This is a genomic window from Streptomyces sp. NPDC006624 (assembly GCF_040611555.1).
GTDB lineage: Bacteria > Actinomycetota > Actinomycetes > Streptomycetales > Streptomycetaceae > Streptomyces.
Map to the genome: position 1 here is coordinate 196,950 of NZ_JBEXOM010000014.1, position 10,795 is coordinate 207,744.

The following is a 10,795-nucleotide window of genomic DNA, read 5'->3' on the forward strand; positions in this document are numbered from 1 at the left end:
GAGCGGACCGGCACTGGCACCGGACCGGCACCGGACCGGATCGGCACCGGCACGCGCGAGGCCGCGTGGGGCCCGCTCTCCACGGGCGCCCGCGGCCTCGCCCGTCGTCCTATCCTGCGAGGTGTGGAGCTGCGCTTCGATGTACGCCGGTCGGACTCACCGTGGGTCGACAGCGTATGGACCTGCACCAGCGAGCGGGTCACGACGATGACGTCCGTCGCGGGTGTGCGCTGGGGCCTGGTGTTCTGGGAGCAGGACGGCCGGTCCTACGCGGCCGTCACCGGACCGGAGACGCGGACGAGCACGGCACCCGTCCCGGAAGGCGCTGCCTTCACCGGCATCGAGTTCGCCGTGGGCACCTCGCTGCGGACCCTGCCCACACCGCAGCTCGTCGACGGCGGTGTGGAGCTCCCCGACACCACACGCCGGACGTTCCGACTGGACGGCACCCACTGGCGGACCCCGGATGCCGATGACGCCGAGGCCCTGGTGGAGCGGCTGGTCACAGCCGGGACCGTGATGCGCGACCCGCTCGTCGCCGAGGTTCTGCGAGGCCACGAACCGGCGGTGTCGGGACGGACCGTGGAGCGCCGATTCCGGGCCGCCACCGGTCTGACACGGGGTGCGGTACGGCAGATCGAGCGGGCCCGTACGGCGGCCGAACTGCTGGCGTCCGGTGACACGGCCGCCGACGTCGTCGCCAAGCTCGACTACTTCGACGAGCCGCACCTCGCCCGGGCGCTGCGCACCTACGTGGGCCGCACCGCCGGTGAACTGCGCGACGGCACGGGCGGCGCGATCGCACTCGACCTGGGTCAGCGCCTGACGTCGTAGACCAGCTTCAGGATCCCGTTGGAGTAGCTCTCCGACTCCCGCAGCGACAGCATCTGCTTGTCGAGGTCGGCCCGGTGGAACAGGCTCTTGCCGGCGCCGAGCAGGACGGGGAAGACGAGCAGGTTGTACTGGTCGATCAGGCCGGCCTCCGACAGTCGCCGTGCCAGTTCGGCGCTCCCGTGGACGTAGACGGAGCCGCCCTCGGTCTCCTTGAGCTCGGCGACGTCCCGTGTCGTGCGCAGGATGGTCGACGGGCCCCACCCGTCGACCAGGGCGTCGTCCGAGAGCGTGCTCGACACCACGTACTTGGGCAGCTCCTTGTAGGAGGCGTGGTCCTCCGAGGCGGGCCAGACCGCCGCGAAGGCCTCGTAGCTGCGGCGGCCGAACATCAGCGCCGTCGTGTCGGCAAGCTCCTCGGCCTTCAGCGACCAGGCCTCCGGGACGAACTCCAGGTCCTTCACCACCCAGCCACCGCTGCGGTGCCCCTCCTCGGGCCCACCGGGCGAGTCCAGGACGCCGTCGAGCGACATGAATCCGGTGTAGACCAACTTGCGCATCGGTGTCTCCTCATCACGGGCTGAGCTCCTGGGAGCAGGCTAGGCCGCGGCCGGGAGGGACGTCTTGGACGGAAACGACATCGGGAGAGGACCGTTGCCCGCCTGCGGACCTTCCCCCGAGTGGGTCGTTCGGGCGGGGCCGAGCCGGGCACCTGGAGTCCATGACCGACGCCGCACGCCGCATCCAACTGGTGCAGACCGTGATCGACAGCACCGACGCACGGAAACTCGCCGAGTTCTACCGGTCCCTGCTGGGGCTCGAGTACGCGGAGGGGGACGAGCCGCCTCCCGCCGGTCAGCAGGACGAGCACGGCAGGGACTGGCTCGTCCTGCGCACTCCCGGCGGCGGACCGCAGCTCGCCTTCCAGCAGGTGGAGCGGCTGCGCGAACCGGACTGGCCGGACGGCCCGGTACCTCAGCAGATGCACCTCGATCTGAGCGTCGCCTCGCTGGCGGAGCTGCGGAACCAGCACGAGCGCGTGCTCACCCTCGGCGGCAGCCTGCTCAGCGACCGGGACCAGCCGGATCCCGACGACGAGGAACGCTTCCGCGTCTACCGGGACCCCGAGGGCCACCCGTTCTGCGTCTTCGTCGCCGAGCGGGACGCGTAGCCCGGGAGCACGCCGGGGACTCGGTGCACGCCCAGCTGATGCTGGAGCAGGCCCGCCTGATCGGCCTCGACGAGGAGGTGCTCGACGAACTGCTCCCCGTCCTCGTCCGCGTCTTTCCGCCTTCGCCGTCGACCTGCACGGCGAGGACCCGGTGGTTGATCGGTCGGGGCGCGAGCCGGGCTCGGGCGAGAGCGGGCTCAGCGAAGGGCGCCTGACGGGTGAGAACCCAGGTCAGGCGCCTTTTCGCCGGCGTCTAGAAGAAGCCCAGCTTCTTCGCCGAGTACGACACCAGAAGATTCTTCGTCTGCTGGTAGTGGTCGAGCATCATCTTGTGCGTCTCGCGGCCGATGCCCGACTTCTTGTACCCGCCGAACGCCGCGTGCGCCGGGTAGGCGTGGTAGCAGTTGGTCCACACCCGGCCCGCCTTGATCTCGCGGCCCAGGCGGTACGCCGTGTTGCCGTCGCGGGTCCAGACGCCCGCGCCGAGGCCGTACAGCGTGTCGTTGGCGATCTTCAGGGCCTCGTCGACCGAGTCGTACGTCGTCACCGAGACGACCGGGCCGAAGATCTCCTCCTGGAAGATCCGCATGTCGTTGGTGCCGCGGAAGATGGTCGGCTCGATGTAGTAGCCGCCCTCCAGGCCGGGGACCGGGCGCGGGTTGCCGCCCGTGACCAGTTCGGCGCCCTCCTGCCTGCCGATGTCGAGGTAGGACAGGATCTTCTCGTACTGGTCGTTGCTGGCCTGCGCGCCGATCATGGTGGCCGGGTCCAGGGGGTCGCCGCTGACGATGGCCTTGGTGCGTTCGACGCAGCGGGCCATGAAGTCGTCGTAGATCGACGAGGGGATCAGGGCGCGGGACGGGCAGGTGCAGACCTCGCCCTGGTTGAGGGCGAACATCACGAAGCCCTCGACGGCCTTGTCCAGGAAGTCGTCGTCGGCGGCCGTCACGTCGGGCAGGAAGATGTTCGGGCTCTTGCCGCCCAGTTCCAGCGTGACGGGGATGATGTTCTCGCTCGCGTACTGCATGATCAGGCGGCCGGTCGTCGTCTCGCCGGTGAACGCCACCTTCGCCACCCGCGGGCTGGACGCCAGCGGCTTGCCCGCCTCCACCCCGAAGCCGTTGACGACGTTCAGCACACCGGGCGGCAGCAGGTCGGCGATCAGGTCGATGACGTAGAGCAGGCTGACCGGGGTCTGCTCGGCCGGCTTGATGACCACGCAGTTGCCCGCGGCCAGCGCCGGGGCCAGCTTCCAGGCGGCCATCAGGATCGGGAAGTTCCAGGGGATGATCTGGCCGACCACGCCCAGCGGCTCGTGGAAGTGGTACGCGACCGTGTCCTCGTCGATCTCCGCGATGCTGCCCTCCTGCGCGCGGACGACCCCGGCGAAGTACCGGAAGTGGTCCACGGCCAGCGGGATGTCGGCGGCCAGCGTCTCGCGGACCGGCTTGCCGTTCTCCCAGGTCTCGGCGACCGCGATCCTCTCCAGGTTCTCCTCGATGCGGTCCGCGATCCGGTTCAGGACGCCCGCGCGCTCCGCGGTGGAGGTGCGGCCCCACCTGTCGGCCGCCCGGTGCGCGGCGTCCAGGGCCAGCTCCACGTCGGCCGCGGAGGAGCGGGCGACCTCGCAGAAGGTCTTGCCGGTCACGGGGGTCGGGTTCTCGAAGTAGCGGCCCTCGACGGGGGCGACCCAGTCGCCGCCGATGAAGTTTTCGTAGCGGCGGGCGAAGTTGACGATGCTGCCGTCCGTTCCGGGCTGCGCGTACACCATGGCGGCTCTCCTCGGTGCAGGGAGGTGACGGGAGGTGAAGGGAAGCGATGGGGGGTGCAGGGAAGTGATGGGGGGACGGGGGCGGGTGACCCCCGCGCCGTCGTGACGCCGACACTGTGCGCCCGGCAGGTTGGCGTGAGGTTGGCGCCGCGGCCGTCGTCGGCCCGGCCGCTCCCCGGCCATCGGTCGTGCAGCGCTCCGGCCGTCAGTCGTGCAGCGCTCCGGCCATCGGTCGTGCAGCGCTCCGGCCATCGGTCGTGCAGCGCTCCGGCCGTCAGTCGTGCAGCGCTCCGGCCATCGGTCGTGCAGCGTCCCGGCCGTCAGTCCTGCAGCGCCGCGCTGAGCCGGCCCGCCGCGAGTGCCCGGCGCGTGTCGTCCGGGGCGAGCAGGCGCAGCGCGTGCTCGTGGACCTCCGCGTCGTACGGGGCCCGTTCCCCGTAGCGCAGGGCGTGTTCCGGGCGGCCGCTCGCCAGGACCGCCTCCCGTACCGCCACTTCGAGGCGCGTGCGCCACTCCTCGATGCCCGGTGCCTCGGAGCGGGGGAGCAGCGGGCCGCCGTAGCGGAGCAGGGCGGTGTCGGTGTCGCCCTGCTCCAGGGCGCGCAGCACGTCGGCCGCGTCGCAGGACACCGGGGTGGTGAGGGCGTAGCGGCGCGGCGAGATGCCGCCGCCGAGCGCGCGGCGCAGGTGGGAGACCTCCGCCTTGAACGTGGACGCGGTCACCGGCCGGTCCCCGTACAGGGCGGCGCGCAGCCGCTCCGGAGAGAAGCCGTCGGGTTCCAGGGCGAGCAGGGTGAGGATCTCCAGCTGGCGCGGACGCAGGGACAGGGGCCGGCCCTCCCGCTCGGCCTGCTCGGCTCCCAGGCAGGTGAGGTGCAGCCGGGCCGACCGGGGCGGCTGCGGCTCCGTGGCGAGGCGGGCCTCGATGGTCGTCACCAGCGACCGGACGGTGGACATGGCCAGCGGGTGCGAGCGGTCCCAGGTGGTGGACAGGTCCAGTACGCCGAGGACCCGGCCGTCGGGGCCGTGCACGGGGGCGCAGTAGCAGACCCAGCCGTGCAGGGCCGACACCAGGTGCTCGGCCGAGAAGACCGAGCTGGGGCGGCCGGTGCGCAGGGCGAGCGACAGCGCGTTGGTGCCCATGGCCTGCTCGTCCCAGCGGCCGCCCGGCGCGAAGTTGACGCGCTCGGCGCGGCGGCGCATGGTCGCCCCGCCGCAGGTCCACAGGATGGTGCCGGACTCGTCGGTGACCGCCGTGACGAACCCGGCGTCCTCGGCGATGCTGTGCAGCTCGCCGGCCAGCGCGGACACCGGGCGGTACAGCGGTGAGGAGGTCCAGCGCTGGTGCACCAGGCCCCCGTCGGTGACCGGCGCGCTGTCCCGGCGCGGATCGACGCTGCTCAGCGAGCGCGCCCAGGACTCGGTCACCTCGTGGCGCAGCGCCACGCTGCCGCCCGGCCGCGTGCCCGGTACGCCGAGCCGCGGCACCCATCGGGACCATTCGTGCTCCAGCACGGCCCTGCGCTGCCGGAGGTCGGGGCGCTGTGACATGGCCTCCCCTGCTGTCGTACCGGGACGGCCGGCGCCGGGCCCTTGAGCCCGGATGGTTCCGCCGGGGCTGCCCGGGCCCGGCACGTTCGCCGGCCTGAGGTCAGTGTTACCGGATTCCGGTCTCCGGGGCGAGAAGCGCGTTCGAGGGAAGTACGGCCGCCCGACCGCGCCCGGGCGGCCGTGAACGGGCGACCGCCCGGGCGGATGCCCGTCCGGTGCCCGCGTGCCGCCGTAAGGGTGACGGGTTCACTCGACCCGACGGACGCGGGCCGGTCCGCGTACCACCGGCGCGCGGCGCCGCGTTGGCCCCGGCATGGACAGCACCGACACGGCGCGGCGCCTGCCCGGGAACCGGGTGGCGCCCCGCGCCTACGCCGAGCTCACCAGCGCCTACGCGGGTCATCCGCCGATCTACGCGGCCCTGGTCGCCGAGTGGGAGGCGCGCGGCCACGCCGTCCCGGAGCACCGCGACGGCCAGTGGGTCTCCTTCGCCGCGCCCGGGGAGAGCGAGACCTGGAACGCGGTGACCTCCTGGACGTCCGGTCCGCACCCGGGCCCGGTCACCGCGGCCGCCGCTCCCCGGGCGGCCGAGCGGGGCACGGGCGTGGCCGCGCGTCTCTTCGGCCGCCCGTGAGCGCGGGTTCCCCGTGCAAGCCACCGGGGCGGCGAAGGCGGGCCAGGGGCCAGGGCATGTCCGGTGGGTGAGCCGGGGCCTGGGCCGGTCCCCGGGGCGGCGCCTGTTCGGCGCCTGTTCCGCTGAAACCCGGCGCCCCTGTCACCAGCCGTCCGACAGGACCGGCTCCGCGCTGACCGGTGCGAGGACGGCGAGCGTGCCCGTGGCTTCCCGCAGGGCCGTCTCCAGGGTGCCGGGGGCGTGCAGGGCGCCGGTGCCGTCCGGTGGGACGAGCCACTCCAGGCGCCCGGCGGGCCGGTAGGGCGGGGGCACGGCCACCCAGGAGCCCCGGCCGACGTGCCGTACGCCGGACCCCACCCACTCGCTGCCCGGATCCGGCGGCAGGAAGAAGCCCACTCTGCGCGCCGCGCAGTCCACCAGCGTGGGGCCGGGCACCTTCAGCGGGTCGCGCCACAGCAGGTCCAGGGCGAGCAGCCCCAGCCGGTCGGGGACGCTGAGCACGTCCCAGTAGCGCCCCGCCTCCACCAGTGCCGTACCGGTGCCGTGGTCCCACTCCCGCTTGCACTGCTGGGGGTCCGTGGCGGCCGCGGCGAGCCACTCGACGGCTTGCTTCCACATCACGCTCTGCATGGCCACCCCCAGGCACAGTCGGCGCGCCGCGACGGCGCACGCGGCACACGGGCCGGCGACCCGCTCGGTTCGCGTGCACGCCCGGCCGTAGCCATGCTCGTAGATATTTCTACGCTCAGGAAGGGGTGGCGCGGCCTGGCGTTTACGCCGGGCATGGCCCGGTCGAAAGCGGGCACTCGAAGGTCCGTCCGGTAAGCCCTCGATCACCCTGCGCGCGCGTTCCTGCCGCCCCGCTGAAACCGGCCACCGGAAGTTGTGGACGACTCCGGGAGAACTCGGGGAGCGGGGCGGGTGAGGCATGCCCTCCGCGCTGTCCCCGCCGTCGCGGTGCGTGCGGGGCGCACCAGTCCAACCAGGCGCGCGGGCGCGTTGTGGGAATACGGGAAGTTCGCCTTCACAGAACCTTCCTGCGTGCTGGCCAGAACCCGTCTTGTACCGCCAACTCCGAACGGAGCAAGGTGGGTTGAGCACTTGAGCATCAGGAGTCACAAGCGCGCTGCTTGGCCCGTGCGACCGAACCGCACAGGCGACGACGGGGGAAACTGATGACGGTGCGCGCGCCGGCCGGCAGACGGCGGCAGTCTCCTCGCGCACCACCCGACCCTCTCCCTCACCGTCTCTTGGTGCCTTCATCCGGTGCCCGAGACAGGGATAGGAGGGGGAATGCCGATGAGTGCGATGAGCGCCGCCAAGCCGACGTATCCCGGTGTCTACGTCGAGGAGCTTCCCAGCAGCACCCGCACCATCTCGACCCTGACCACTTCGGTGACCGCCTTCGTGGGCCACACCCGCCGCGGCCCGCTGAACGAGCCGGTGCGCGTCACCAGCTTCACCGAGTTCGAGCGCCGCTTCGGCGGGCTGAGCAGCCGCAGCGCCGTCGGCTACGCCGTCCACCAGTTCTTCGGCAACGGCGGCACCGTCGCCGTGATCGTCCGCGTCGCCAAGGCCGGCAGCGGCAAGGCCGCCGGCGTCACCCTGGAGTCCACCGAGGGCCACAGCGCGTGCGACGTCCTCGAGGTGCACGCCAAGGAGCCCGGCGTGTGGGGCAACGGCCTGCGCGTGGCCGTCGACCACGACACGCCCTGCCCCGACGAGACCTTCAACCTGCGCGTCCACGACGCCCGGGGCGAGGCCCGCGAGAGCTTCACCGGCCTGTCCGCCGACCCGTCCAGCGGACGGTACGTGCAGACCGTCGTCAACGCCGGTTCCCGGCTGATCCGCGTCGAGGTCGTCGGCGAGGGCCGCCCCGACCCGTCCGGCACCGTCTCCAAGCCGTTCGGGCACGAGCTGCCCGACCTCGCCGTCGACCTCACCGTCAAGATCGGCGACGTCGAGCGGGAGTTCACCCTCTACGACCCCGACTGCGACGGGGAGGCCCCGTCCTCCGTCGCCGGGCTGGCGCTGCTGCTGGAGCGCAAGCTGCGCGCCCTGCCCGACGCGCCCGGCAAGCACGCCTTCGCGGGGGCCGAGGTCACCGCCTTCGGCCGCCGCGTCCAGGTGGTCGCCGGATCCACCGACCCCGACGACGTCGTCCGCTTCCTCGGCGAGTGCGCCAACGACCTCGGCCTGGAGGCCTCCGTCAACCCGCCCGTCTTCCCGCTGCACGGCGGCGAGGACGGCGAGGCGCCCGGCCCGCGCGACCTGATCGGCTCCGAGGCCGGCAAGTCCGGCATCCAGGCCCTGCGCGGCGTCGCCGACGTCAACCTGCTCGTGCTGCCCGAACTCGCGGCGTACGAGAAGACCGAGGACGTCGTCACCGTCGTCTCCGCCGCGCAGCGGCTGTGCCGGGAACGGCGCGTCTTCCTGCTCGTCGACGCGCCGGGCACCTGGGTCGACGTCGACACCGCCCGTGCCGGACTGGCCGCCTTCGACGCCGTGCGCGGCAACCACGCCGGCCTGTACTTCCCGCACCTGCGGCTCACCGACCCGCTCACCGGCCGGCTGCGCGCCTTCCCGCCGTCCGGCGCGGTCGCGGGCGTCATCGCCCGGACCGACTCCGAGCGCGGCGTGTGGAAGGCCCCGGCCGGCACCGAGGCCCGGCTCGCCGGCGTGCACTCGCTCACGGTCGACCTGACCGACCGCGAGGCCGGCCTGCTCAACCCGCTCGGCGTCAACTGCCTGCGGACCTTCCCGGTCACCGGACCCGTCGTCTGGGGCGCCCGCACCCTGGAGGGCTCCGACGCCCTCGACAGCGAGTGGAAGTACGTCCCCGTGCGGCGGCTCGCGCTGCACGTCGAGGAGAGCCTCCAGCGCGGCCTGCAGTGGGTGGTGTTCGAGCCCAACGACGAGAACCTGTGGCAGCAGATCCGGCTCGCCGCCTCCTCGTACCTGCACACGCTCTTCCGGCAGGGCGCCTTCAAGGGCGGCACGCCCCGCGAGGCGTACTTCGTCAAGTGCGACAGCGACACCACGACCACCGAGGACATCGAGAACGGCGTCGTCAACGTCCTGGTCGGCATCGCGCCGGTCCGCCCGGCCGAGTTCGTGATCGTCAAGATCCAGCAGACGTCCGGGCAGTTCCCGCTCTGAGAACGCTCCAAGGAATCCCTGAGGACATTTCGATGGCAGAGTTCACGGTCAACGCCCATCGCTTCGACCCGTACAAGAACTTCAAGTTCCTGGTCTTGTGGGACGGTCGGACGGTCGCCGGCATCAGCAAGATCAGTCCGCTGAAGCGGACCACCGAGGTCGTCAAGCACCGCCACGGCGGCGACCCGTCGTCCCCGCGCAAGTCGCCGGGCCGCTCCGAGTTCGAGGGCGTCACCCTGGAACGCGGCGTCACCCACGACCCCGAGTTCGACCGCTGGGCCAACAAGGTCTGGCAGGTCGGCGCGGGCCTCGGCTCGGAGGTGTCCCTCGCGGACTTCCGCAAGGACATCGTGATCCAGGTCCTCAACGAGGCCGGCCAGGTCGCCGTCTCGCACAAGCTGTACCGGACCTGGCCCAGCGAGTACCAGGTCCTCGGCGAGCTCGACGCCAACGCCAACGCCGTGGCCATCCAGTCGCTGAAGCTCGAGTGCGAGGGCTGGGAGCGGGACTACGAGGTGCCCGAGCCCCAGGAGCCCTCGTTCCTGAACCCGGCGTAGCGGCACAGCCGGGGAGCGCTGCGGCGGGGCCGTGGTCCGGCCGCGGGCCCGACGCGTGAGGCCACGCGGTTCCCCGCGGCCGGCGGGGCCCGCCGCCCGGACACAGGAAAGGGGGGACACATGGGGATCACGCGGGCGGCCGACGTCCTGGCCACCTGGGAGAGCGGGCTGGCCGAGACGCCCGCCGGGCGCGCCCTGCTGCTGCACGGCGCGGCCCGCCCGGACCTGGGCGGCGACCGGCAGGCCCTGCTGGCCCTGCCGGTGGGCGAGCGCGAGGCGGACCTGTTCGCCCTGCGCCGGGCCCTGTTCGGCGAGCGGATGCAGGTCCGCCTGGAATGCCGGGCGTGCGGCGCGGACATGGAGTTCGAGCTGGACGCCGGGGAGTTCGCCCGCACCCTGTCCGACCGGGGCGAGCCGCTGGTGCGGGTCGCCGAGGACGGCTGGGAGGTCGAGTTCCGGGTGCCCGCCGTCGCCGACCTGACGGCGGCGGCCCGGGAACCCGACCCGCGCCGGGCCCTGCTCGCCCGCTGTGTCGTCACCGCCGTACGCGACGGGCGGTCCGTCCCGGCGGACGCGCTGCCCGCCGCCGTGCAGCGCCGGATCGCCGAGGCCGCCCAGGACGCCGACCCGGGCGGCGACGTCACGCTCAACGTGGCCTGCCCCGACTGCGGGCAGGCCACCCGGGCCGAGCTGGACATCGCCTCCTACCTGTGGACCGAACTGGACGCCTGGGCCCGGGACCTCCTCCTCGACGTCCATCTGCTCGCCACCGCCTACGGCTGGAGCGAGCCGGAGATCCTGGCGCTCAGCCCGCTGCGGCGCCGCTACTACCTGGAGCTGTGTGCCGATGTCTGACACCACCGCGGACGACGGGCCCGGGCCCGACTTCCTCGACCGGCTGCTCGCCCGGCACGCGGCACCCGCCGGGCGGCGCCCGGGCGTGGTGCGCGTACGGCCCCGGCTGGCCGGCCCGTTCGAGCGGATCGAGGCGGTACGGGCCGAGGCGCCCGACCAGGACGGCACCGAGCCGCTGTGGCCCGCCGCCGCGCCGGCCGCCGTGGCCCGGCCCGGCCCGGCACGCCCGGCGGCCCGCGAGGTCGTCCGGACCGAACGGGAGCGGAC

At 73.1% G+C, this 10,795-nt stretch carries 10 protein-coding genes and 1 pseudogene; 7 read left to right on the plus strand and 4 right to left on the minus strand.

Annotation, left to right across the window (positions count from 1 at the left end):
* Positions 1-123: 123 nt before the first annotated feature.
* Positions 124-834 (plus strand): helix-turn-helix domain-containing protein, encoded by a 711-nt coding sequence (locus ABZY20_RS25045; protein ID WP_356443846.1) that lies wholly within the window; start codon positions 124-126, stop codon positions 832-834.
* Here ABZY20_RS25045 and ABZY20_RS25050 read toward each other — a convergent pair.
* Complete coding sequence (locus tag ABZY20_RS25050) at positions 816-1,391, minus strand: dihydrofolate reductase family protein (RefSeq protein WP_356443848.1); 576 nt, start codon at positions 1,389-1,391, stop codon at positions 816-818. The genes ABZY20_RS25045 and ABZY20_RS25050 overlap by 19 nt on opposite strands.
* A 161-nt stretch (positions 1,392-1,552) precedes the next feature.
* Between ABZY20_RS25050 and ABZY20_RS25055 the strand changes: the two genes are divergently transcribed.
* The gene (locus ABZY20_RS25055) at positions 1,553-2,002 is read left to right on the plus strand and encodes a VOC family protein (protein WP_356443850.1); all 450 of its coding nucleotides are present in this window, start codon (positions 1,553-1,555) and stop codon (positions 2,000-2,002) included.
* A gap of 253 nt (positions 2,003-2,255) precedes the next feature.
* On the opposite strand, the gene adh is transcribed toward ABZY20_RS25055, so the two are convergent.
* Both adh and ABZY20_RS25065 read right to left on the minus strand, forming a co-directional pair.
* Positions 2,256-3,773: an aldehyde dehydrogenase gene (gene adh / locus ABZY20_RS25060; protein WP_356443851.1), complete on the minus strand. Its 1,518-nt coding sequence runs from the start codon at positions 3,771-3,773 to the stop codon at positions 2,256-2,258.
* A 320-nt stretch (positions 3,774-4,093) separates the two neighbouring features.
* Entirely contained in the window at positions 4,094-5,323 is a 1,230-nt protein-coding gene (locus ABZY20_RS25065; protein WP_356443853.1) for a transcriptional regulator, read from the minus strand.
* A 313-nt stretch (positions 5,324-5,636) separates the two neighbouring features.
* Here ABZY20_RS25065 and ABZY20_RS25070 point away from each other — a divergent pair, with 313 nt between their 5' ends.
* Positions 5,637-5,957, plus strand: coding sequence for a hypothetical protein (locus ABZY20_RS25070; RefSeq protein WP_356443854.1), 321 nt, complete (start codon positions 5,637-5,639; stop codon positions 5,955-5,957).
* 141 nt (positions 5,958-6,098) lie between these two features.
* On the opposite strand, the gene ABZY20_RS25075 is transcribed toward ABZY20_RS25070, so the two are convergent.
* Positions 6,099-6,587 carry a hypothetical protein gene (locus tag ABZY20_RS25075; protein WP_356443879.1) on the minus strand — a complete coding sequence of 163 codons (489 nt, stop codon included), beginning with the start codon at positions 6,585-6,587 and terminating at the stop codon, positions 6,099-6,101.
* Between the two features lie 663 nt (positions 6,588-7,250).
* Here ABZY20_RS25075 and ABZY20_RS25080 point away from each other — a divergent pair.
* From ABZY20_RS25080 to ABZY20_RS25095, 4 genes and pseudogenes are all read left to right on the plus strand, one after another.
* Positions 7,251-9,116, plus strand: a complete 1,866-nt coding sequence (locus tag ABZY20_RS25080) for a phage tail sheath subtilisin-like domain-containing protein (RefSeq protein WP_356443856.1) — start codon at positions 7,251-7,253, stop codon at positions 9,114-9,116.
* Positions 9,117-9,148: 32 nt separating this feature from the next.
* The gene (locus ABZY20_RS25085; RefSeq protein WP_356443858.1) at positions 9,149-9,673 is read left to right on the plus strand and encodes a phage tail protein; all 525 of its coding nucleotides are present in this window, start codon (positions 9,149-9,151) and stop codon (positions 9,671-9,673) included.
* 120 nt (positions 9,674-9,793) lie between these two features.
* Entirely contained in the window at positions 9,794-10,528 is a 735-nt protein-coding gene (locus tag ABZY20_RS25090) for a hypothetical protein (RefSeq protein ID WP_356443859.1), read from the plus strand.
* Positions 10,521-10,795 (plus strand): annotated as a pseudogene (locus ABZY20_RS25095) (hypothetical protein); the annotation flags it as partial. The gene ABZY20_RS25090 and the pseudogene ABZY20_RS25095, both read left to right, overlap by 8 nt.

What these genes read in the sequence shown, in the direction of transcription:
- ABZY20_RS25085 (WP_356443858.1), top strand. Translation starts at nt 9,149, where the DNA reads ATGGCAGAGTTCACGGTCAACGCCCATCGCTTCGACCCGTACAAGAAC.
- ABZY20_RS25070 (WP_356443854.1), top strand. Translation starts at nt 5,637, where the DNA reads ATGGACAGCACCGACACGGCGCGGCGCCTGCCCGGGAACCGGGTGGCG.
- ABZY20_RS25075 (WP_356443879.1), bottom strand. Translation starts at nt 6,587, where the DNA reads ATGCAGAGCGTGATGTGGAAGCAAGCCGTCGAGTGGCTCGCCGCGGCC.
- adh (WP_356443851.1), bottom strand. Translation starts at nt 3,773, where the DNA reads ATGGTGTACGCGCAGCCCGGAACGGACGGCAGCATCGTCAACTTCGCC.
- ABZY20_RS25050 (WP_356443848.1), bottom strand. Translation starts at nt 1,391, where the DNA reads ATGCGCAAGTTGGTCTACACCGGATTCATGTCGCTCGACGGCGTCCTG.
- ABZY20_RS25080 (WP_356443856.1), top strand. Translation starts at nt 7,251, where the DNA reads ATGCCGATGAGTGCGATGAGCGCCGCCAAGCCGACGTATCCCGGTGTC.
- ABZY20_RS25055 (WP_356443850.1), top strand. Translation starts at nt 1,553, where the DNA reads ATGACCGACGCCGCACGCCGCATCCAACTGGTGCAGACCGTGATCGAC.
- ABZY20_RS25090 (WP_356443859.1), top strand. Translation starts at nt 9,794, where the DNA reads ATGGGGATCACGCGGGCGGCCGACGTCCTGGCCACCTGGGAGAGCGGG.
- ABZY20_RS25065 (WP_356443853.1), bottom strand. Translation starts at nt 5,323, where the DNA reads ATGTCACAGCGCCCCGACCTCCGGCAGCGCAGGGCCGTGCTGGAGCAC.